This is a genomic window from Candidatus Limnocylindrales bacterium (genome assembly GCA_035626395.1).
Classification (GTDB): Bacteria; Desulfobacterota; Binatia; order UBA1149; family CAITLU01; genus DASPNH01.
The window spans coordinates 171790-195453 of sequence record DASPNR010000011.1 but is presented as its reverse complement, the minus strand read 5'-3'; the positions used below and the strand labels follow the sequence as shown (position 1 = coordinate 195453).

Below are 23664 nucleotides of genomic sequence, written 5' to 3'. Positions count from 1 at the left end.
GTCTTCCTCGCGGCCACTCTCACGCGTTGCCCGGTTTCTCGTCGTTGCCCAGCCCGAGCTCGCCGTCCCTCTTGCGGTCGAGCTCCTTGATCTGCTCGTCGTGGACGGCCTCCATCAGGTCCTCGAGCGCACGAAGCTTGGCGTCGACGACGAGCTGGCTGAGCCGCCCTTCGGCGTCATTGTCGAAAGCGGCCAGGCGCTTTCGCAGCTCTTCGATGATGTCCTCGGCCATGCTCGTTCCCGGTATCCGTCCGTCTCTCAGCGTCCGGTCTGGATGAAGCTCGAGACCTCGAAGACTTCCTCGGTGGTGCCTTCGCGCTCGCCCACGTTGATGTACCAGCCTTCTTCGCCCGGATACTGCGGCGAGGGCAGCTGGCAGCGCGTGCAGTGCGAGAACTGCATGTCGATCATCGCGAACGCGGGGTAGAAGAACTGCTCGTAGTCGTAGGTGATCTTGGAGCCGGGGAAGCTCTTCTTCGTAAAGCGCGCCGTCTGGATGAGCGCCTTCCACAACCCACCGTTGAGGTCGTAGATCTCGGTGTACGGGATCAGCCAGCTCTCGCGGTCCAGGTAGATGATGCGTTTGCCGAACGCGTACTCGGGAAGCTTCGACTTGCCCTCGATGACGTAGACCTCGCGCGGCTCCCATACGTCGTCGAACAGGAAGTTGGCCGAGCCCGGCTGCCAGTCGGGCGGAAAGCCCTCGCCGTGCATCGAGGCCAGAATCGTCTTGACCCCGAGCAGCCGCCACTCGGTCCAGGCCGGATTGCCCGAGAAGCCGCCGTAGCTGTCCAGATCGATGTCCTGTCCGAACACGCCCTCGGAGCGCTGCGCGGTCGACAGGCGCCGCACGCGCTTCTGCTGCGGGAAGTACAGCCACGAGTCGTCCTGGCGCGTGGCGTCCAGGTAGCGGTTGTAAGTGAAGCCGGCGCCCTTGAGATCGAACGGCTCGAGCAGCGGATAGAGCAGCTCGCGGTTGCGCACGCCGCCGGCGTTCTTCCAGGTCGGCTTCGGCTCGGTATAGAAGCGGCTGACGTAGTAGAGACGGCGGAAGTGCTCGTTGACGTAGGCGCGCTCGATCTGCAGGCCCGTGTTCTCGTCGAGGCTTCCGGTCTCGCAGCTGAAATGGCGGATGTCGACGTCGTCGACGATCAGCCGCGATGCGTTGTTGTGCATCAGCTTGGTCGCGGCATCGGCTTCGTCGGCGGTGACGAACGGGAAGGGGATGCCGGCGACGTAGTTGAGCAGCTCGGTCTTGTCGTCCGACAGCTTGACCTGCGCGTGGTAGCGCTGCGTGGCCTCGGCGCGCGCGGGCTCGAGCGGCATCGGCTTGGGCGCGACGATGCGCAGCCTGGCGCCGCGGCCCAGCGCCCACTGCACGCTCGGGCCGATCAGGTGCTCGTACTCGGCCATGTTGGCCGCCGAGACGACGCTTCCCGGCGCGGGCACCTTCACGTCCTTGAACTGCAGCATCGAGGCCGGCGGAGGCGGCGGCGACTCCAGCGGCATGTCGCGCTTGATCGATGCCAGCGTCGGCGCGTCCTCGGGCGCGACGATGACCGGCACCTCTTCGGGCGGCAGCGGCTGCTCGAGCTTCTTGGCGGAGGCCACCGCCGGCTCCGGCTTGGCCTTGGGCGGCTTGGCGACGGCCGGCGCTTCCTTCTTGGCCGGCTTGGCCGGCGCCGCGGGCTTGGCGACCTTGGCCGGCGCGACGGACTTGGCCTTGGCCGGCACGGGCTTGGCAGCCTCGTCCTTGGCGGGTTTCGCCGCCTCGGTGGCGGCGGGCCTGGTGGCGGCAGGCGCAGGCACGAGCGGCTCGGGCGTCTCGGGCATGACCGGCTCGCCAACCTTGGCGATGGCTTCAACCTTCGCCGCTTCGACGGCAACGGGCGCCTCGCTGGCACGGCTGGCGGCTTCGGCCGGTGCAGGCACGGCCTCGACCGGCGCGACGACGACGGGCGGCTCCTTGGCCGCTTCGACCTTGACCGCAGCATCAGCCGCGGGCGTCGGCGCCGGTGCGGCAACCGGTGCGGGCGCCGCTTCGGCAGGCGCCGGCGACGGGGCCGACGAGGCTGCGACCGGGGGTGCCTGCGGCGGCGCGCCCGCAGAAGCAGGGGCGGGCGCAGGCTGCGGCGAGGCTGTGGATGAGTCTGTGGATGGCGATGCGGGCGCTGCAGGGGCGGCGGCGGCCGGATCGGCGGCCGGCGGCGCGGGCGATGGCGCGGCCTCCGGCGCCGGCGGCGGAGGAGGCTCGGGCACGCCGAGCAGCTTGCGCAGCACGTCGACGTTGGGATCGGCGCCGGCGGCAGCGGCGCTCGGCGCGGTGCCGGAGCCTTCCTGCGCGGCGGCAAGAGCGCCAAAACCAAGGACAATCGCAGCGATTGCGAACGTGGCCCCGGCGCCGGCGCGTGTCAGCGCAGAGGCCGCACGTGCCGTGCGAAGAAGGGCGTTGCGATCAGTGCGCCGGCCTTGGGCGCCGGGCTCGAGTTGTTGCTGTGCCGGAGTCGCGCGGACTCCCTTTTCCACCTTTTTCACCAGCAGACCCCTCCCGAGAGCCGAACGGACGATCCTGGTTACGTGGCAGCACAGTGGTCATCAAGCAGAAAGTGGCTCGACAACTATTGACGATGGCCAAAAACAGCGTTCCCGCGCAGCCGGCTCGTCCTCCGTTCGCTCTACGACCATGCCCCACATGTTGCAAAGGTGGGGCCGAGGGCCCCGAGACCGCCGTTTTCACGCGCGCGGCCGAGGGCGGCCCCATGAGTGAGCTCATCCTGCAGTGTGCGCAGCAGTGACGGCGACGGGTGCCGCCACACGGTCGCCGCAGCGGCACGACGTGACGCGGAAGGGAACGCGTCTTCGGGAGAGCAGCCGATCCACGGCTGCACCCGAAGGAGGCTTCATTCATGACATCCACAGGCCGCCGCGCCGCGCGCGCTGCTTCATCCATTCTGTGCATGACGTTGGTCGCCGCCGGCGCCGCGCACGCCGCCGACACCTGCAAAGCGAAGATCGACAAGAAGACGGGCGTGATCTCGCTTGCCGCCACCAACGTCGCCGGCCTGGTGGCATGGTACGACGGCGGCAACGAAGCCCTCGGCTACCACGCCTTCGACTACGGCAACTGCGTCGTCAAGGACGACGACATGGTCTGTCCGCTCGGTGCCGCCGACAGCCCGCTGGCCACGATCCCACCGCCGAGCTGCGTGGTCTGCATCGAGGACGGCACCGGCAACGACTGCTGTGCTCGCATCAAGGGCTGCACGCCCGGCGTGCGCGACTGCGTGCAGGTGAACGAGAGCATCGTGCTTGGTGCTTCCAGCGCCGGCAGCGTCACCGCGCAGTGCCCGATCGGCTACGCCGTCATGGGCGGCGGCGGATCCAGCACCGATCCGTTCGACATGCAGCAGCTGTCGGTGTCGCGGCCCTCGGCGAGCGAGGACGGCTTCCTGTGCAAGGGCTTCAACCACAACGGCGTGTTCTCCGGCAATCTGAGCTGCGCCGCGATCTGCTGCCGGCGGCCGTAGCGCCGCCGCGGCGGCGTCATTCGCCGAAGTACGCGAGCGCCAGCTCCCACGCATCCTCTCCGATGACGGCGCCCATCTCGCGGCCGCCGAAATCGTCGGCGCGGATGTGGATGCCGCCCCACAGGCGCGAGATGCCGGCGTCGTCGGCGGCATCGAAGTAGGTCGCCCACTGCAGCGTGACCGGCTGCACGGGCCCGTACTCGAAGTCGAGGCTGCCGGGAAGCTTCTCCACTTCGTGCAGCCCGCCGGGGAAGAAGGCGCTGCCGGTGATGTTGGTCATCACCACCGCGGCGGCGCGGCTGAAGGTGCTGTGCCCGGAGACGTAGGCGGCAAACGCCGGCGTCACGAACGTGGGCAGCTGATACGGGATCCACTCGATGCCGCGGATCCATCCGACGCCGCCGACCTCGTGCTCCCGATCGCTCGGCGTCCCGAGCCACGATCGCACCGCAACCTGTCCGACGTACGCCGCAAGATGCGCGTGGCGCTGTCCCGGCGCGGCGCTTTGCGCCGTGATGATCTCGACGAGGCCATCCTCGAGCGGAATGCCGAGCGGATGATAGGACGGGCCCGAAGGGTTCGACGATTGCCCGCGCTGCGCCATGTAACGGATGATCGAGATCGGCCGTGACGTGTCGTACTCGCGCTTGGCTCCCCACGCGGCCACCGCGGCGTCGTGCACGGCGCCGTTGAGTACGAAGTAGAGCTTGACGTCCCACTCCAGTGCATCGAGCGGCTCGCCGGTGCCGCCCAAGCGCCGCTCGAAGCGCTGGTCGTAGGAGACCTCGTTGGCCAGCACGTTCCAATGCCCGGGCGGCGTCTCCGAGCTCGGGCCGTCGGCCCAGAACTCCGCCGTCAGGCGCGCCCAATCGGCGCGGCGCACGATGTTGTCCTCGTAGGGAAGCCCGGTGGCCGGATTCAGCGCGTGGCCCGTGCCGGCATTCGTGCCGAGGGGATTGTTGCCGCGCGCGCCCGGCGAGATGTTCAGCAGCGTCGGATCGTTGCCGTCCAGGCCGCTGCTCAGGCGCACGACCTGAAGGCCGCTCTGCTTGAATTCGTGGTCGCCGTCGCCGCCGAGCTGCGGCGGCGCCCCAGGATCGACGTAGATGTCGCCGGGATCCTCGCGCGTCAGGGCGAACGGCGTGACATTGCCCCAGTGCGGCCCGACGTAGGTCTGGATGTTGCTCGGCGCCGGTATGCCGTTCTGCTCGATGCGGAACTCGAGGGCCAGAGGCTGCCAGCGGTTGGGATCGTTCATCGGCGCGCCGGGCTGCGCCACGATGAGCGGATCGTTGGCGGGAAAGTAGCCGGTGTCGTCGGCGTAGCCGGCCTGCTCGTTGGACCCGTCGGTCAGACCGTGGGCGATGACGGCGGCGCCGATGCGGTTGCCGACGGCCGCTGCCGAGCCGCCGGCCGTCGTCGTGACGCCCGGATCGTGGCCGAGCACCCGCATCCAGTAGTCGAAGTTGACCAGCGAGTTGTAGGCCGAGACGCCGGCGGCGAAGCGGTGCGTGAGAACGCGGAAGGCGGCGTAGCTGATCGCTTCGTCGACCTCGGCATCGGCGTCCTGCACCAGCGGCGACTGTTCGCTCAGGTACGCCGACTCGACGTCGCCGTGGTACGCGACCCAGGCGTCGTACATCGCCGCCGACAGATGGAAGAGGTTGCGCGCATGCACCGTCGGACGCGGCGTGTCGCGACGGATGGCTTCGAGCAGTGCCTCGTTCCACACGCGCGCGACCGAATGATCGGGCGCAGCCGGAAAGCTGCAGCTGCCGTCGCGCGTGGAGTCGTCGTAGAGGTCGCACAGCGCCGGCGCGCCCTCGATCTGCTCGAGCCGCTCGCACACCGAGCACGCTGCCGCGCGGTCCAGGCACGCGGCGACGCCGGCGAGGTCGCCATCGCCGCACGGGCCCGGCAGCGCAACCGGAACCGCTGGATCCGCGCACGTCCCGGCGATCCTGCTCTGCGCGCGCGCCAGCGCTTCCTCGACGTGGCTCTGGCCGCGCCCGTCCAGGCAGGTGCTCAGCGCGACGGCGTTCTGAAGGTTGCCGTTTCTGAGGCCGCGGCGGGTGCAGCGGTGGAAGCTCTTCAGGCGCGCGGTGGTCATTTCGGTGATGGCGCGCGCGACGGCGAGCTGGCAGCGCGCGAGCGCGGCGTCACCGGTGCCCGGCGTCAGCGCATCGATCACCTGCTCGCCGAACGCGGCGGCAAGGGGAAAGCTGGCGGAGACCGCGGCCGGAAGCTGCGCGGCGTCGCTGGAGCCGAAGCCGGGCCGCTGCTCGCAACGCGCGCGCTCCATCGACTCGGTTCGTTCGGCTGCCGCGACCATTCGCGGCGAGGTACTGGTGAAGCAGTCGCCGGCAGCCGGACCTCGGAGCCTTCCGGCCAGTGTCGCCTCCGTGCATTCGAGGATGCGATCGCCGGCAGCCTCGGCGGCGAGCACGGCCGCGCGATGAACGCCGACGAAGCAGCCGCGCTGGCGGGCGCTCGGAAGCTGCGCCGGCGCCGGCGCAGCCGGTAGAACCGTCAACACGAGCAGGGCGGCCGGCAGCAGGCGCCGATGTCGAAGGCGGAACGTGATCATCACCCGGCTTGCCCCCGGCAGAGGTCGGAGCAGCCATCATGGCAGGCACTGCCCGGCGCCGCCACGCGCGATCTGCGCGGAACAACCCGAGACCAATCTCTGCTTCGACCCAGATGGGCCTTGCCGGAGTCCCGAGCGGCAGTCATGATCCCGCGGTCGGGAAGGCTGCCGCCGGCGGCAGCGCGATGTCTGCGTGCGGAGGGTGTGCACGCGATACGGCACCGACGAACAAAGGAGCGTCGTGCCGGGGGAGTCCAGTTCCAGTCTTCCGCGTCCATTGCCTGCACGCGCGTTGCGCATCGCGAAGACGTTCCTCGCCCGCACTGCGTTGACGGCGCTCTCCTGCGCGATGACGGCGCCCGCTTCGCACGCCGCGCTCGGCGATTGCGGCCAGCCGCTGAGCACCGGAACCAGGCCCACCGCGTCCGATGCTCTGTTCGTGCTGCGCAGCGCCGTCGGCCAGTCTTCCTGTGAGCTCTGCATCTGCGACGTCAACGGCAACGGCACCACCACGGCCAGCGACTCGCTGGCCGTTCTGCGCAAGGCCGTCAACCTTCCGGTCACCTTCAACTGCATCTCGTGCGAGGACTGCGGCAACGGCGAGGTCGACGAAGGCGAGCAGTGCGATCCTCCCGGTGAGAACGGCTGCAACGATCTGTGCCAGCTCTGCGCCGGCGCCACCGAGCTGTGCAACGGCGTCGACGACGATTGCGATGCCCAGACCGACGAAGGCTTCGGCGAGGAGACGTGCGGCATCGGCCTCTGCCAGCGCACCGTCGAGCTGTGCGTGGAGGGCGTGCCGAATCCGTGCGTGCCGCTGCCGGCGCAGCCCGAGGTCTGCGACAACGAGGTCGACGAAGACTGCGACGGTTCCGACTGCAAGGCGCTCTCCCTGGACGTGGACGAGCCGGCGCTGGCCGTGACGAACGAGGACACCGTCGACGTCAGCGGAAGCGTCGATGAGGACGCGGTCAGCGTCACCGTCAACGGTGTGGCCGCCGTCATCGCCGGGGGCGAGTTCCACGCCGAGGTCCCGCTGCGCAGCGGTCCCAATGCCGTCGTTGCCGTTGCGGTCGACGACGCGGGCAACCAGGGCGTCGATTCCTTCCACGTCACGCTCGACGATTTCGCGCCCGCGCTGGCCATCACCTCGCCGCCGGCCGGGTTCGTCACCACCGATGCCTCCATCGTCGTCACCGGCGCCATCAACGACATGGTGGGCGCCGCCTTCGGAGCCACCGTCACGGTCAATGGTGTCGCCGCGTCGGTGGAGAAGGGAACCTTCGTTGCCGAGGACGTGCCGCTGGTGATCGGCCAGAACACCGTCACCGCCGTCGGCAGGGACGCCGTCGGCAACGAGAAAAGCGCATCCATTTCGGTGGAGCGCCGCACGCCCACCGGCATCGCCGTGCGCGTGCATTCGGGCGACGCGCAGGCAGGCGTGGTCGGCGAGGAGCTGGCCGAGCCGCTGGTGGTCGAAGTGAGCGACGACGGCGGCAGTCCCCTTGCCGGCCGCGTCGTCACGTTCGTCGTCGATCGCGGCGACGGCACGCTCGCCGGCGGCGACCTGCAGGGCCAGCGCACGCTGATGCGAACCACCGGCGCCGACGGCCGCGCCGCGGCGGTTCTGACGCTCGGCACGCGCGCCGGCGCCGGCATCAACGGCGTGCGCGCCAGCGCCGTGGGCGCCGCCGGCGAGGCGCTGTTTTGCGCCAGCGGGTTTCCCAAGCTCCCGCACGCCATCCGTGCGGTGGCCGGTGAGAACCAGACCGGAGTGGTCGGCACGCCGCTGCCGACCCCGCTCGAAGTCGTGGTCGTCGACGAGGACGGCAATGCGCTGGCCGAGGTGCCGGTGCTGTTTCGCGTGCTCGCAGGCGCCGGCGCCTTCGACGGGCAGGCGACGATCGAGACGGCGACCGACCAGGAAGGCGTGGCGCGCGCCGTGTTCACGCTCGGGCCGGCCACGGGCCTCAACAACAACGTCGCCGAAGCCTACTTCCCCGGCATCGAAAGCATGAAAGCGAGCTTCGTCGCCTCGGCCGTTGCCGCCGGCGATCCGTCGCAGACCTCGCTGGCGGGCATCGTCCTGGACGACGCCAACACGCCGATCCCGATCACCACCGTTCGCGCCACTGCGCTCGACGGCGAGAGCGAGGTCGTCACCGAGACCGATGCCGACGGGCAGTTCCTGCTGCAGGGCGTGGGCGTCGGCCAGATCTTCGTCTTCATCGATCCACGCACGACGCCGCGCACGGAGAAGTTTCCGGCACTGTCGCTGGAGACGGTGACGGTGGCGGGCAAGACCAACACGCTGCCGAACGGGCCGGTGCGCCTGCCGGAGATGGTCGGCATCGGCGAGATCGTCGGCGGCAGCAGCGACGTCGTCGTGCAGATGCCGGGCGTGCCGGGAATGACGCTGACCGTGCTGGCGGGGTCGGCCACGTTTCCGGACAACACCAAGGTCGGCCGCGTCGCGATCAATCAGGTGCATCTGGACAAGGTGCCGATGACGCCGCCCGGCGGCACCAGCTTCATGGGACCGGCCTGGAGCATTCAGCCGCCGGGGGTCGTGTTCGATCCGCCCGCGCGCGTGACGGTTCCCAACAGCGATGCGCTTCCGCCCGGCGCGGTCGTGGACCTCTTCCAGTTCGACCACTCGGTCAACCGCTTCCTCAACATCGGTCCGGCCACGGTGGAGGAGAGCGGCATGCGCATCATCTCCAACCCGGGCTTCGGCGTGACGCGCTCGGGCTGGGGCGGCGCAACGCGCACTCGCCCCCGCAACACGTGCGCCTCCGGCTGCGACGACGGCAACGCCTGCACCGCCGACAGCTGCCAGAACGGCACGTGCACGCATGCTCCGGTCGGCGACGGCGGCGCCTGCGGCGGAACCACGAGCGATTGCGGCATGCCCGTGTGCATGGGCGGCCAGTGCGTGAGCCAGAGCGGCGAGATCAACTGCGATGACGACGATCCCTGCACGACCGACCGCTGCACGGCCGGGCAGTGCTTCCACGATCCCAAGGCCGAAGGTGCATCGTGCGACGGCGGCAACGAGTGCATCGACTACGTCTGCGAAGGCGGGGAGTGCGTCGAGTCGCTCATGTTCCCCAACGGCAAGTCCTGCAGCGACGGCAACGCCTGCACGTACAACGACATGTGCGAGCTCGGCGTGTGCAAGGGCGACCCCGCCGTCTTCGAGATCGACGCCAAGGTGCAGGGCATGAAGTCGGCCGACCGGATGACGGACTGTCCCGTCTTCTTCAGCGTCTCCATCGTCAAGACCAACTGCACCGGAACCGTCAGCTTCGAATGGGACTTCGGCGACGGCGCCCTCGGCGGCGGCCCCGCGCCGATGCACCGCTACACGCGCGCCGGCACCTTCCCGGTCAGCGTCACCGGGCGCTGCGGCTCCTGCGAGCAGGCGATGGACACGGACAACGTCACCGTCCACAGCGGCCCCGACCTGCGCATCTCCCAGGTGACGCCGCTGGGCAAGATCAACCTCGGGACCGATGCAGTGCTGACCTACGAGGTCGTGGGTCCGGGTGATCCGTTCGACGAGGTGCACTTCCGCGTGCGCGACAAGAGCAACGACGTTCTCGTCGAACGGACGGGCCTGCCCACCACCGCCGGCTTCCATTCGGTGACATGGACGGGCGCGAAGTGGGAGCAGGTTTTCCCGGGCGCGTTCGCCAACCCCGCCGGCGGCCCGTTCGAGCTGGAGATGCGAGGCATCAAGGACCAGTGCGACGTCACCGAGAGCGAGAAGCGCGATACGCATTTCGTCATCGAGGCCGACCTGAAGGACGAGCCGGCGCCGGGCACCTTCCCCGTAGGCCCTTCCGGACTCGATGACCTGCTCGACGCGCTCAAGATCGTTCTCAACAACGGCTCCGACGTCCTGACGGTCAGCGGGCCGGGAGCGATTTCCGTGACGGGCCCGTTCACCTCCAAGCACATCCGCGCCGAAAGCCCGCAGCTCGACATGCTGCCCGACGGGCAATACCAGGTGATGTTCCGCGATCTGCGCGACGAGATCGGCAACTTCACCGACGCCGACGGCAATCCGGCCAACGGCATCCAGGAATGGAAGTTCCCGGTGGAGCTGCGCTGATGCGATTTCTTGCCGTCATCGTCGCCTCGTGCCTGTGCGTGGCGCTTCCGGCTCTGGCAACCGAGGTCGTCACCGACGAGGACCGTCTGATCGAGCGCATGCACGCCGGCGACGTCGACGGCGCCCGCGCCGGCTTTGCCGAGCTCGTCGACGTGCGGCTCTCGCGCGCGCAGCAGCTGCAGTCGGCGGCGGGGCCGGACGCAGTCGGCAGTGCGGCAACCTACGTCGGCCTGGCGGCGCGCGCGCTCGAGATATGGCAGAGCTCGGAGCTGCATCTGCGCACGCCCGCGTCGCCGACGCCGCCGCAGGTCGTCGCGACCGTTCTCGACAAGGCCCGTCGGGTGCACGCGCAGGCGTCGCAGTTGCAGCAGACCGCCAGCGCCCGCGGCCTCGCCGGGCGCTCGGTCGGCAGTGGCGGCGCCGCGGCCGACGTCGCACGCGACAAGACGCACGCCGTGCTGCTCGAGACCGTCGCCTTCACGCGCGACCATGCCAGCGCCGCCGAGCGCGCCTCGGTCCTTTCGATGGCCCGCAGCCTCGGACCGGCGCCCGCCGGCGTGGACGCGTTCGATGCCGCCAATCCGGACGTGGCCCGCTTTCTCGGCGCCGCCCCTGCCACGCCCGCAGCGCCCAAGACGCCGCGACGCCAGCGGCTGCACGATGCCGGCGAGGGCGAGGAGGCGATGCGGTCGCTGCTGCGAAGCTACTACGAGGCCTGCTTCGACGGCTCGCGCGAGCGCATCCGGATGCTGCTGGCGCCCGGCTACGATCCAGGCCGCGTGCTCGACGAGCTCGTGGCGGAGCAGCGCGGGCGCCGGCTCCAGGACCTCGGGCCCGTCACGTGGAGGCACGTCGGCGAGGCGGCGGTTGAAGTCACGGTGGGCGAGATGCGCGTGGCCGGCGCCGACGGCAGTCCGCAGACATTGCGCGACCAGCTCGTGCTGAGCCGTCAGGCCGACGGCAGCTACCGCGTCGCGTTCCTCGGCACGGCGGCGCAGTGGGAGGCGTCGCGATGATGCGCGTATGGAAGGCTGCGCTGTGCACCGCGCTGGCGGCGGCGGGATGGGCCCTGCCCGATCCGTCGCATGCCGCGTTCACGGTCAGCGGAACCGTGGCCGACAGCTCGATCAAGCTGATCCCGGGAATCCGCGTGCGCGTCTTCGACGACGACGTCGGCGCCGACCAGCTTCTGGCGACCACCTACACCGACGCCGGCGGAGTCTTCCAGGCCGTCATCACGACCGCCGACTTCGGCGCCGAGCTCAATCCCGACATCTACGTGGTGATCGACTGGATGTTCCTGCTGCAGCCGTCGGCATCCTTCGGCGGGCATCACATCGTGCTGAAGTCGCACAAGCCGGCCAACGATCCGTTCGATCCGGGCACGTTCTGTACGACTCCGGACCACGATCCGGCGTCCAACCTCAACTGCACCGTTCTGCTGATGACGGACAGCCTGAACCCGGCGCGAGCGTCGATCGCCAACCTCACGCGCCTGATCACCCAGGCCGTATCCTGGTACGAGAACCGCAAGGGCACCGCGCCCTGGAGCCTGACCTACGACATCGAGGTGCACATCGTCACCGACAGCACCACCTCGTATGAGTTCCTCGAACAGATCAACATCGCCGACGTCGACATCAACGCCGTCAACGTGGCGATGCTGGGGCAGGGGTACCAGTCGGACATCTACCACGAGTTCGCCCACCTGGTGCACGACAAGAATCACGGCGGCATCGTGGCCGACGGGATCGCCAACCGCAGCCACAATTCCAACTCCGAGAAGAATCCGATCTTCGCGCTGACCGAGGGCTGGGCCAGCTACGTGCAGAGCCGCACCGACGGTCTGGCCGAGCACGCCAACGACGGCAAGGTCGATCCGATCGACGACTCCCTGTTCACGACGTGGCGCGGCGGCTCGCCCAACGACGTCGACGGGAACGCGGAAAGCACGTCGGGCAGCACGGGCCGCGAGGGCCTGAGCTTCGAGAACGGCGAGGAAGTGGAAGGCGCGCTGAGCGCCTTCTTCTACCGCGTGCACGTCGATCCGCTCTTCGGCGGCACCGACAACTTTGGCGTCCTCTTCCGCGAGTTCGTCCTGGGCAAGCCCAACGACATTCAGGAGTTCGTGCAGGACCTCGTCTCGACCAGCGGCGCGGGCAGCCAGCGCACGAAGCGTTTCTTCCGGTACCTGCAGCAGCACGGAATCTTCTGGACACGCGCGCGCCTGACCACCTCGCCGTTCGACGAGACCGCGCCGCCGGACGACGCCGACGCTGCCACCGAGGGCAACTACAAGGACATCGCCGGCTTTTCCTACCTGCGCGGCACGGTGACGACGCGGCTGCAGACCACGCCCGCGGTGGTCCTCGGCGTCCAGAACGTCACGCCCGCCTCCAAGGTGAAGATCGGCTACAAGCGCGCGTTCGACGACCTCAACGACAGCTTCGCCGCCTTCGCGAGCTTCACGCCGCAGGTCGCGTTCTCCGGCGTGGACGCGACGATCGAGCTCGACACGACCACGTTCGGACCCGGCAAGGGCGATGGCGATTGGGATCTGGTGGCGGTCTCGGAGAACCAGCACGGTTTCGAGGACGACATGCGGCCGGACTGGGTCGGAGATCCCAACACGACCGTGGACCGCGAGGAGAAGTATCTGAAGGTCATCGGCGCCTGGTACGACCGCGATCGCAATCCGGCGACCTCCCCCGAAAAGCAGGGCAAGGTCGTCGTCGACAACACCGCGCCGGTCGTCGATCCGGCCAGCGTGATGCCGAAGTAGGAATGGCGATGAACGAGGAGCGCCGCCAGCCACGCTACGCTTTGCGCATCACCGGGATCGCCGCCGCTGCGCTGGCGTGTGCACTGAGCGCCTCGCCCGTGCGCGCCGACTTCGAACTCGACCAGACCTGCACGGCCAAGATCCTCACGCGCAACGTCGCGGTCAACGCCGACGGAACCTTCGCCATTCCGAACATTCCGATGCCTGCCGGTCCCTTCCGCGTGCGCGTCCTCTGCCTGCGCGAGGAAGGGACGATGTACGGCCAGGGGCCGTTCGTCACCGGCGTCCCCGACGGATCCACGAACGTCGGCCCCATCGAGACGGCGCAGGTCGATCCCATCCCGGTGATCCTGCAGATCGGCGCGACCTCGACCATGCTGACGGCGGCCGCGCCGACCTCGCAGCTGACGGTGCAGGGAGTGCTGGTCGACGACAGCCTCATCGATCTGACCGCCGCCTCCGCCGGAACGTTCTACATGTCGTCGAACCCGGCCGTGGCCACGGTCGGCGCCGGCGGCCTGGTCACCGCCGTCTCCAGCGGCAACGTCCTCATCAACGTCGTCAACGAGGGTCTGGTCGGATCGATCGCGCTCGGCGTGACGCTGAGCAACGACGGCGACGGCGACGGCATTCCCGACGACTACGAGCTGGCCAACGCCACCGACCCCGGCGGCCGCAACCTGGCGCGCGAGACCGGAGCGACCGCCGCCGCCAGCAGCAACACGGGCAGCGCGAGCCTGGTCATCGACGGCGAGCTGCTCACGTCGTGGTTCACCGCCTCGGGCGACACGGCCAACCAGGGCCAGGCGCCGTTCGTCGAAGTGGTGCTGCCCGTCTCGGCCGGCACGCTGCAGGTGGGCGTGGTCGGCAACCGGGGCATTGCCGACGGGCGCGACATCTTCCAGGGACGCTTCGAGGCGTTCAACGCGGGCAACGTCAAGATCTTCGACAGCGGCATGGTCAGCCTGCCGGCGCCGCGGCGCGATCTTCGGGTTCCCGCTGCGCTCGAGGGCGTGCGGCGCGTGCGCTTCACGTCGCTGGCCGACGAGAGCCAGACGCCGGGCCTGGCCGAGCTGGAGGTGCTCGGGGCCGGCGGAGGCGACGGTCTCGATCCGCAATTCGCCGGAGATGCCGCGCAGGATTTCGACAAGGACGGACGCAGCAACCTGCAGGAGTACCAGGCGGGCACCAGCATCTTCCTCAGCGACACCGACGGCGACGGTGTGTCCGACGGCCTGGAGGCGATGCTGGGCTCGCAGCCGCTGCTGGCCGACAGCGACGGCGACGGCCTGATCGACGGCGAGGAGCGCAGTCGTACGAGCAACAGCGACGGGAGCGGCCCCATCAACCTTCTCGACGCCGACAGCGATGACGACGGCGTGCTCGACGGAGACGAGGTCGCGCTGGGTCTCGATCCCACCGTCGCCGACAGCGACGGCGACGGGCAGAACGACGGCAGCGAGGACAGCGACGGAGACGGCATCATCAACCTGGAGGAGCTGGCCGAAGGCACCGATCCGACCGATCCCGACACCGACGACGACGGACTGACCGACGGCGAGGAACTGCTGCCCGGCAGCGACGGGGCCACCAGCGATCCGCGCGACGCTGACAGCGACGACGACGGCATGTCGGACTTCTTCGAGTCGACCTTCGGCCTGAACCCCAACGACGCCGGCGATGCGGACGACGACGACGACGGCGATGGTCTGACCAACGCCGAGGAAGCCGAGGCCGAGACCGACCCCTTCGACCCCGACCAGTCGCCGCCGGCGGTGGAGCTGACGATTCCTGCCGACGGCGCCAGCGGCGTCGTGCGCAACAGCGCGGTCCTCATCCGCTTCGCCGAAACGATGCGGGCCTCCAGCCTGAGCACGCAGACGGTGACGCTGGACTGCGGATCGGGCGCGGTGGCGGGCACGGTGCGCGTTTCCGAGGACGGCCGCTGGGCCAGCATGCGTCCGGCGGCGCAGCTTCCGGCCTCGACGCCGTGCGAGCTGACGGTCGAGGCCGTGCGCGACCGCACCGGCAACATCCTCGAAGACGCCTACACCGCGAGCTTCGTCACCGGCACCACCACCGACACCGTCAAGCCGAAGGTCCTGGATCTGGATCCGGACTCGAGCGGCGTTCCGCTCGATGCCGTGACCACGGCGGTGTTCGACGAGCCCATCGATCCGACCACGCTCGGGCCGGCCACGTTCCGCGTCCGCAACAACACGCTGCTTACGCTGGTGCCGGCCGTGCGCTCGGTCGATGCGAGCGCGCGCTACGCGTTCTACGTGCCCACGACCACGATGGGCGTGGGGACCAGCCACAACTCCGCGGTGCTCGGCAACGTGCTCGACGTGGCCGGCAACGTGCTGTTCACCAACGTCGGCTCGTCGTTCACCACCGGCTTTGCGACCGACGACGAGCCGCCGACGGTGGTGGGCACCAACCCTTTCGACGGCGCCAGCGCCGTCGCCACCAACTCCTTCGTCGAGGTCCGCTTCAGCGAGCCGGTGGATGGGCTGACCGCCAGGGGCGCCGCCGTGCGGCTGCTTCTGGCGGGAACGCCGGTGGCCGCCTCGGTCAGCCTGCGCGATGCCAACCGCGTGGTGCGGCTGACGCCGTCGGCGCCGCTGGCGGCGAGCACCGCCTACGCCGTCGATATCGATGCCGGCCGCATCCGCGATCTCGCCGGCAACGCGCTCGTTGCGCCGGTGCAGGCGCAGTTCACCACCGGCGCCGGCACCGACACCACGCGCCCCGTCGTCCTCTCCAGCAGCCCCGCCCACGCCGCCGACAACGTCAGCACCGACGTCGTTGCCAAGGTGCGTTTCTCCGAGCGGTTGAACGCGCTCTCCGTCGGCGATGCCAGCGTCAATCTTCACGACCTGCGCACCAGCCGCAGCGTCGCCGTCGAGCGCAGCCTCGACGAAAGCGGTACGCTGCTGACGGTCACGCCGCTGGCGCCGCTGGAGCTGGCGCGCGAGTATCAGCTCAGGCTCGAGAGCTCCCTGAGCGACGTGGCGGGCAACTTCATGTTCGCCAACTACATCTCCTTCAGCACCATGACGGCGCAGAGCGACGAGGAGCCGCCGGTGGTGACGTTCGTCAACCCGCCGCACCAGTCCACGCAGGTGCCGGTCAACGTCGCTGTCGAGGTGCAGTTCGACGAGGCGATCGCGGCGCCGTCGCTGACGGCGTCGAGCTTCTACCTGCAGGGGCCGGGCGGAGCGGTGGCGGCCACGCTGTCGCTGGAGGATGCGAACCGGCGCGTGGTGCTCGATTCGGCCGCCAACCTCGTGCCGTCCACGCAGTACTCGATCATCGTCGACGGCGTCGAGGATCGCTCCGGCAATGTCTTCGGCGAGGAACAGGGCGCGGCCGAGCAGGGCGCGACGCCGCGCGCGGCCGACGGCACCGCCGACCTGGTGGCCACGTTCACGACCTCGGCCTCGGCCATCGCCGACACCGCGCGTCCCACCGCCAGCTTCAATCCTGCGCACAATGCGGCCAACGTGCCGGTGGCAACCAGCGTCGTCGTCACCTTCTCCGAACGCATCAATGGCGCCACCGTCACGCCCGATACGCTGACGCTGTCACGCACCGGCGTCAGCGGGCGCATTCCCGCTGCCGTCTCGCTCGATGCGGCCGGCACCGTGGCCACGCTGACGCCCGCATCGCCGCTGCTGCCGCAGGCCAGCTACACCGCGATGGCCGGCTCGGCCATCGCCGACACCGCGGGCAACCAGATGTTGACGAGCAGCGCCGCGTTCACCACGGGCGCCTCCAGCACCGACACGACGCCGCCCGAGCTCATCGCCGCCGCGCCGGATCATCAGAGCGTGGACGTGCCGGTGGGAGCCGACATCGTGCTGACGTTCTCGGAGTCGCTGCACCCGCAGACCATCGACGACGACAACGTGCACCTCTTCATCGACGGCGCGCGCTTCGGCCTGAACCTGTCACGCTCGGCCGACAACACGACGATCATTCTGGATCCCTCGGCCGAGCTTCCGGGACGGCGACAGGTGGACGTCGTGCTGGACCCCGGCGTGACCGACCTGGCGGGAAACCCGCTCGCGGACACCGTCGTCAGCTTCATCACTGCGGCCACGCCCGACACCACCCGGCCTACGGTCGTCACCGTGCGGCCGGGCTCCGGTGCCACCGGCGTGGCGCCGTCGCGCGGCGTCACGCTGTTCGTCAGCGAGCCGGTCCCGCCGGGGCTGGTCCCGCGCTCGCTGTTCGTTTCGGCCAACGGCGACCTCGTCGAAGGAACGCACCGGAACGAGAACGGGCAGGTGCTGTTCGAGGTCAACGATCCCACGCCGTCGCCGACGATCACGTTCACGCCGGACCTGCCGCTTCCTTTTGCAGCCCTCGGCGAGGTGTTCGTCACCACCGACCTGGCCGACGTGGAAGGCAACACGCTCCCGAGCCTGTTCCGCTCCACCTATCAGGTCGCGGCCGATGCGGCGGCCACGGTGCCGACGGTGGTGTCGGTCTTCCCGGTCTGCTGCGCGCCCGTCGGCACCAACGCTTCGTTCTTCGCGCGCTTTTCGGAGCCGATGAGCCTGGCGTCGCTGACCGAGACGAGCTTTGCCGTGCGCCTGAGCAACAACGCGTTCATCGCCGGCACCCGCACGCTGGATGCCACCGGCACCGTCGCCCGCTTCACGCCCGACGCTCCGCTGCCGGCCGGCGCCACGGTCAACGTCACCTTCGACACCACGGTGGCGGATGCCGGCGGCGGCACGCTCGCGAACAACCGCTTCTTCTCCTTCCAGACCGGCGCGGGCACCGAGACGGCGCCGCCGGCGGTGACGTCGGTGACGCCGCCCGACGGCGCAACGAGCGTCGGCATCAACGCCATCGTCCGCGTGCAGATGAGCGAGCGCATCAACCCGCTGACGGCGGATGCGACGACGATGATTCTGGAAGGGCCGGGGGGCACGGCGGTGCCGGCCAGCTTCACGTTCGGCGACGGCGACACGCTCGTGACCCTCACTCCGCACGCGCCGCTGCAGCCGCTGTCGGCGTACACGCTGACCGTCAGCGGCGTGCGCGACGCGGCCTCCAATCCGGTGGCGCCGTTCGCGGCCGGCTTCGAGACGGGCGCAGGGCCCGACCTCGTGCGTCCGGCGGTGGTGCGATACACGCCGACGGGCGCGGGGCAGCCCATCAATCCCGTCATCGCCGTGCAGTTCAGCGAGCCGATGGCGCTGGCGTCGCTCGATGCCGGCGTGCTCGCCGTGCGCAACCAGACGACCAATGCCGTGGTGACCGGCACGCTGAGCCTCAGCGACGACGGCCGCACGGCCTTCCTCGTGCCGTCGGCGCCGCTGTCGGTGGGCACCGCCTACACGATCTCGGTGCTGAACCAGGCCGAGGACGTTGCCGGCAACACGGTGCAGTTCAACACGTCGGCCAGCTTCAGCACGGTGTTCGAGCCCGACGCCGATGCGCCGGGCCTGGTGCTGCTCGATCCGGCCGACGGAGAGGAAGGCGTGCCGCGCAACGCGCACGTCAACGCCCTGTTCGACGAGCCGGTCGATCCGCGCAGCGTCGACGCCGCCAGCTTCGCGGTCAGCGCCGGCGACGCGCCGGTGGAAGGCTCGTTCTCCTTCGACGACGCCAATCGGCGCGTCGTGTTCACGCCGCTGCACATCCTGGAGGCCGGAGCCGAGTACGAGGTCACGCTCGACGGCATCGCCGACGCATCGGGCAATGCGGCACAGCCGGTGACGGCGAGCTTCACCACCGGCCCCGGCACCGACTTCGTCGCGCCGGTGGTCGTGCGCACCAGTCCTGTGGGCAACGCCACCGAGCTGCCGCGCCAGGCGCGCTTTGCGATCGAGTACAGCGAGGCGCTCGATCCGACCACCGTCGATACCGGTGCGATCACGCTGACGCGCCAGACTCCGGACAAGGCAATCGACATCGCCGTCGCGCTCGACGAGGACCGCAGGGTCGTGCGCGTGGAGCCGCTGCAGCCGCTGGAGCCCGACAGCTTCTACGTGCTGCGCGTGCTGGCGGGCTCGGTGCGGGACACGGCCGGCAACGGCACGGCGTTCAACTTCAGCATCACCGTAGGCACCGGCTCGGCGATGACCGATGCGACGGCGCCGGGCATCCTCAGCGTCAGCCCCGTCGATGCGCAGACACAGGTGCCGGTCAACACGACGGTGCAGCTGCAGGCGAGCGAGGCGCTGAGCCAGGTGGCGCTGCAGGCCGGCGCGGTGCGGCTGGAGCAGAGCGGGCAGGTGGTGCCGGCCGCGGTCTCGCTGTCGGCCGGCGAGCGGCGCATCCGCATCGATCCCAACGCGAGCCTGGCCGCCTCGACTACCTATACGGTCGTCGTCGACGGCATCGAGGACTACGCCGGCAACTCGATCGGCGGCGGCGTGCGCATCGGTGTGGACGGCGTCATCGACTTCACATCCTCGTTCACGACGGCGGCGTCGGCCGTCGCGGATACGACGGCGCCGTCGGTGCAGAGCGTGGTGCCGGCCAACGGCTCCACCGGCGTTCCCGTCGGTCAGGTGGTGACGCTGAATTTCAGCGAGCGCGTGGCGGCTCCCACCGTCCACTCGGACTCGATCTACCTGGAGATGCCGGGGCTGGCGGGGCACCTGGCCGCCAGCGTCGCGCTGAATGCCGCCGGCACGCAGGCGACCGTGACGCCGCTGCTGCCGCTGCCGCCCTCGACCGTGATCACCGTGCGCGCGCCTGCCGGCTCGCTCACCGATACGGCGGGCAACGCCAACTTCTCGTTCTCCTCCACGTTCACCACCGCCGCCACGGGCGCCGATGCCACCGCTCCCACGGTCCTCGACGTGACGCCGGACGACGGCGCCAGCGGCGTGCCGGTGTTCCAGTCGGTCGTGGTCACGTTCTCGGAGTCGGTGCGGTCGAGCACGCTGACGACGGACACCGCGGTGCTGTACGTGGACGGCAGCGAGGTTGCGACGACGCTGACGCGCTCGCTCGACAACACCGTGCTGCGGATCGATCCCTCCACGGCCTTGCCGGCAGGTTCGCAGGTGACGCTGCTGCTGACCGACGCCATCCAGGATCTGTCGGGCAATGCGCTTTCGGACTTCGCGGCCAGCTTCACCACCGCCGCCGCGTTCGACAATGCCGCGCCGCAGGTGCGGCGCGTGCGGCCGCCGAGCGGCGCCACCGGCGTGGCCACCGGCACGAGCGGCGTCGTCTTCTTCAGCGAGCCGGTCGATGCCGCCTCCGCCGTCTCCTCGATGTTCGTGGCGGCCGACGGCGTGCTGCAGGACGCGACGGTTGTCGGCTCTTCGGCAGATCAGGTTCAGGAGATCGTGCCCGACGCGCCGTTGCCGGACGATTCGTTCATCGAGCTGTTCGTCACCTCCGACCTCGAGGACGTCGCCGGCAACAACCTGGCATCGTTCCGCTCCACCTTCCGTACCGCAGCCGACGAGGCGGCCGTCGCTCCCACGGTGCAGTCCATCTATCCTGGCTGCTGCACGGGGTGGCCGCGCAACGCGCGCTTCGCCGTCCGCTTCAGCGAGCCGGTGCTGGCCGGCAGCATCCATGCGAACACCGTCACCGTCGTCGACCTCACCACCGGACTGCCGATCGATGGCGCGCGCACGCTGCTCGACGGCGGCCGCCTGCTCGTCTTCGCACCGGCTTCCGATTACGTGGCCAACCACGCCATCCGCATCACGTTGACCACCGGCATCACCGACCTGACCGGCACGCCGCTGGCGGCGCAGGTGCAGTCGCAGATGACGGTCGGCGCCGCCACCGACGCCGTCGTGCCTGCGGTCGTCTCGCTGTCGCCGGCGCAGGGAACGCAGGACGTCGGCACCAACGCCGCGCTTCGCGCCCGCTTCAGCGAGCCCGTCAACCCGCTGACGGTGTCGGCCGCGACGATCACGCTCGATGACGGCAACGGCGTCCATACCCCGTGCTTCCTGACGGTGGCGGGCGACAACATGTCGGTGGTGGTGGAGCCGCACGCGCCGCTGCTCGAGAACACGGCCTACACGCTGGAGGCCTCGGGCATTCTCGACGTCGGCGGCAATGCCATCGCGCCGGCCCTGGCCGGCTTCACCACCGGCGACGGGCCGGACTTCGATGCGCCGACCATCGTGCACATCGCGCCCGAGGGCTCGGGTCAGCCCGTCAGCAGCGTGGTCAGCGTCGTCTTCAGCGAGCCCATGGACGAAGGATCCTTCCACGACCTCAACGCGTTCCTGCGCCGCAACGATACGTCGGCCACACTGCCGGCCACGCGCAGCTTCAGCGCCGACGGCCGCACGCTGTTCCTGACGCCGACGGCGCCGCTGCCGACCTCCGTGCCCGTGCGTCTGATCCTCGGCGGCGGCATCGAGGACATCGCGGGCAACGGCCATGGCGGTTTCAGCCTGATCATCTTCACCACCGGCACCGCCAGCGACGCTGCTGCTCCGCTCCTCGTCTCGACGGCGCCCGAGGACGGCGACACCGCGCTTCCGATCAACGCGCTGGCCATGGTGCAGATGAACGAAGTCGTCGACGCTTCGCTCGTTGGCCCCGCCACCGTCTTCCTCGAAGAAGAGGGCGGGGCGGTCGTCGAGTCCATCTATTCGTTCGAGGATGCCGACCGCCGCATCCTGGTGCGGCCGGTCGATCCGCTCGATCCGTCGAGCACCTACGTCCTGACCGTGCAGGGCCTGCGCGATACCAGCGGCAACGATCTTGCCGGCAGCCACGAGTTCTCCTTCACCACCGAGGCCGGCGCCGACTTCTTCGCGCCGTCGGTGTCGAGCTCGGTGCCTGCGCATCTGGCGGCGGGCGTCTCGCGCAGCTCGGCCGTCACCCTGACGTTCACCGAGCCGCTGGCGCTGCCGAGCGTGGCGGCGAGCGCGTTTGCGCTCACGTCGTCTCCGGGCAACGTGCCGGTGCCGTTCACGGTGGCGGTCAACGCCGAGCGCACGATGGTGACGCTGACGCCGAACGCGATGCTGGCGGGCAATACGCTGCACATCGTGCGCGCTCATGCCGGCGCCGCTGCGGTGCGCGATCGTGCCGGCAACCAGGTGTCGACGAGCTTCCAGGCATCCTTCACGACCGGGCCGTAGCGATTTTCCTGGCGACCTCTTCGCCGGCCATGGACGTTGCCTCGAACGGCGTGCTAGGTTCGCCGCCGTTCGGGCCGGTCGCAGTGGTTGTGTGCCGCTGCGCGTCGAAGGGGGCATTCCATGAACGAGTCGGCACGACGCTTCCATCGCGAGGAGATGGCGAGCACGGTCACGCACGCGGCCGGGCTGCTTGCCAGCCTCGTCGGCGCCGTCATCCTGATCAGCATGGCCTGGCGCAGCGAGCTGCCGCTGCGGCTGACGAGCTCGCTCATCTACTGCGGCACGCTGGTGCTGGTCTATCTTTCCTCGACCCTGTATCACGCCGCCCGCCATCCCGGCGCGCGCACGCTCTTGCAGGTGGTCGATCATTGCGCCGTCTACCTGCTGATCGCCGGAACGTATACGCCGCTGTGCCTGCTCGGCCTCGGCGGCGTCGCGGGCTGGTCGATCTGCGGGTTCGTGTGGCTGCTGGCACTCTTCGGCGTCCTGCTCAAGCTGTTCTTCGGCGGCCGCATGATGCTGTTGTCCACCGCCACCTACCTAGCCATGGGCTGGGTCGGCGTCCTTGCCGCGCGTCCGTTCCTCCATGCGCTGTCACCGGAGGCGGTGGCGTACGTCGTGGCGGGGGGGCTGGCCTACACGGCGGGCACCATCTTCTTCGCGTCCCAGCGCATCCCGTATGCGCATGCCCTCTGGCATGTGTTCGTCTTGCTGGGCAGCGCTTTGCACTACGTCGCGATCGCTTCGCAGGTCGTCTGACGGGGGCGGTCTGCGCTTTTTGCTTGCCCTGACCAACCAGAGCGGCGTTTGCGGCTGAGCGGGCAGTTGATATCTCCGGTTCTGCGGGACCATGCAGACTCAGGAAGCGAAGAGCCCTGCCGCCAAGCGCCGGCGTCGGCGGCTGGCGCCGGACGTCCGGCGCGCCCAGCTCATGGAATGTGCGCTGCGCGTGTTCGCCAGGCGCGGTCTTGGCGAGGCGCGGCACGCGGAGATCGCCGATGAAGCCGGCGTGGCCGTTCCCACCGTCTTCTTCTACTTCCCGACCCGCGAAGCGCTCGTCGATGCCGTGCTGCAGGAGGTCGACCGCTTCCTCATCGACATGGCGCTGAAGATCCACGCCAGCGATGCGCCGGCCGACAAGGTGATGCTGGACCACATCGTCGCCTTCACCGACTCGGTCGAGACCCATCCCGACCATGCGCGGGTGTGGCTCGACTGGAGCACCGCGATTCGCGACGTGGTTTGGCCGCGGTATCTGGACTTCCAGGACCGCATGTTCGACATCATCACCACCACGCTGCAACGCGGCCAGCTCCAGGGCGACATCTCGCGCCAGTTCGACGCGGCCGATCAGGCGCGTCTCCTGGTGGGGTCGGCGCACATGCTCGCGCAGATGAAGTTCGCCGGTCAGCCGCGCGAGAAGCTCGAGCAGTTCTTCCGCACACTGGTCGGCGCCGTTCTCGGCCCCGCTTCGTCCTGATGCGGCCGGGTCGCTTCGCGTCGCGCTCGGGTTGCGCGTCCGAGCGCAACGGCGCGCGCGCGCCTGAGCCGTGCCCCAT

Annotated in this window: 10 protein-coding genes; 7 read left to right on the top strand and 3 right to left on the bottom strand. The window is 69.6% G+C overall.

Going from position 1 to position 23664, the window contains the following annotated elements; genetic code table 11:
* Positions 1 to 19: 19 nt before the first annotated feature.
* Together VEC57_06635 and VEC57_06630 are read right to left on the bottom strand one after the other, a co-directional pair.
* Positions 20 to 232, bottom strand: coding sequence for a hypothetical protein (locus VEC57_06635; protein HYB98797.1), 213 nt, complete (start codon positions 230 to 232; stop codon positions 20 to 22).
* Positions 233 to 258: 26 nt separating this feature from the next.
* A complete protein-coding gene (locus VEC57_06630) occupies positions 259 to 2535 on the bottom strand; it encodes a DUF1329 domain-containing protein (protein ID HYB98796.1) in 2277 nt (758 codons plus the stop codon).
* Positions 2536 to 2957: 422 nt separating this feature from the next.
* Here VEC57_06630 and VEC57_06625 point away from each other — a divergent pair, with 422 nt between their 5' ends.
* Positions 2958 to 3527 carry a hypothetical protein gene (locus VEC57_06625; protein HYB98795.1) on the top strand — a complete coding sequence of 190 codons (570 nt, stop codon included), beginning with the start codon at positions 2958 to 2960 and terminating at the stop codon, positions 3525 to 3527.
* A gap of 16 nt (positions 3528 to 3543) precedes the next feature.
* On the opposite strand, the gene VEC57_06620 is transcribed toward VEC57_06625, so the two are convergent.
* Positions 3544 to 6114 (bottom strand): vanadium-dependent haloperoxidase, encoded by a 2571-nt coding sequence (locus VEC57_06620; protein ID HYB98794.1) that lies wholly within the window; start codon positions 6112 to 6114, stop codon positions 3544 to 3546.
* Between the two features lie 349 nt (positions 6115 to 6463).
* Here VEC57_06620 and VEC57_06615 point away from each other — a divergent pair, with 349 nt between their 5' ends.
* The 6 genes from VEC57_06615 to VEC57_06590 all read left to right on the top strand — a co-directional run bounded on the left by VEC57_06615 (position 6464) and on the right by VEC57_06590 (position 23585).
* On the top strand, positions 6464 to 10231 hold the full coding sequence (locus VEC57_06615) for a PKD domain-containing protein (GenBank protein HYB98793.1): 3768 nt from the start codon (positions 6464 to 6466) through the stop codon (positions 10229 to 10231).
* Complete coding sequence (locus VEC57_06610) at positions 10231 to 11247, top strand: hypothetical protein (protein HYB98792.1); 1017 nt, start codon at positions 10231 to 10233, stop codon at positions 11245 to 11247. Before VEC57_06615 ends, VEC57_06610 begins: the two co-directional genes overlap by 1 nt.
* Positions 11244 to 13013: a hypothetical protein gene (locus VEC57_06605; GenBank protein ID HYB98791.1), complete on the top strand. Its 1770-nt coding sequence runs from the start codon at positions 11244 to 11246 to the stop codon at positions 13011 to 13013. Before VEC57_06610 ends, VEC57_06605 begins: the two co-directional genes overlap by 4 nt.
* A gap of 8 nt (positions 13014 to 13021) precedes the next feature.
* Entirely contained in the window at positions 13022 to 22105 is a 9084-nt protein-coding gene (locus VEC57_06600) for an Ig-like domain-containing protein (GenBank protein ID HYB98790.1), read from the top strand.
* A gap of 120 nt (positions 22106 to 22225) precedes the next feature.
* Positions 22226 to 22864 (top strand): hemolysin III family protein, encoded by a 639-nt coding sequence (locus VEC57_06595; protein HYB98789.1) that lies wholly within the window; start codon positions 22226 to 22228, stop codon positions 22862 to 22864.
* Positions 22865 to 22955: 91 nt separating this feature from the next.
* Positions 22956 to 23585: a TetR/AcrR family transcriptional regulator gene (locus tag VEC57_06590; protein ID HYB98788.1), complete on the top strand. Its 630-nt coding sequence runs from the start codon at positions 22956 to 22958 to the stop codon at positions 23583 to 23585.
* The last annotated feature ends 79 nt before the right edge of the window (positions 23586 to 23664 follow it).

Coding starts and splice junctions, on each gene's coding strand:
- VEC57_06620 (HYB98794.1), bottom strand. CDS start 6,114: ATGATCACGTTCCGCCTTCGACATCGGCGCCTGCTGCCGGCCGCCCTG.
- VEC57_06615 (HYB98793.1), top strand. CDS start 6,464: ATGACGGCGCCCGCTTCGCACGCCGCGCTCGGCGATTGCGGCCAGCCG.
- VEC57_06605 (HYB98791.1), top strand. CDS start 11,244: ATGATGCGCGTATGGAAGGCTGCGCTGTGCACCGCGCTGGCGGCGGCG.
- VEC57_06635 (HYB98797.1), bottom strand. CDS start 232: ATGGCCGAGGACATCATCGAAGAGCTGCGAAAGCGCCTGGCCGCTTTC.
- VEC57_06610 (HYB98792.1), top strand. CDS start 10,231: ATGCGATTTCTTGCCGTCATCGTCGCCTCGTGCCTGTGCGTGGCGCTT.
- VEC57_06600 (HYB98790.1), top strand. CDS start 13,022: ATGAACGAGGAGCGCCGCCAGCCACGCTACGCTTTGCGCATCACCGGG.
- VEC57_06590 (HYB98788.1), top strand. CDS start 22,956: ATGCAGACTCAGGAAGCGAAGAGCCCTGCCGCCAAGCGCCGGCGTCGG.
- VEC57_06625 (HYB98795.1), top strand. CDS start 2,958: ATGACGTTGGTCGCCGCCGGCGCCGCGCACGCCGCCGACACCTGCAAA.
- VEC57_06595 (HYB98789.1), top strand. CDS start 22,226: ATGAACGAGTCGGCACGACGCTTCCATCGCGAGGAGATGGCGAGCACG.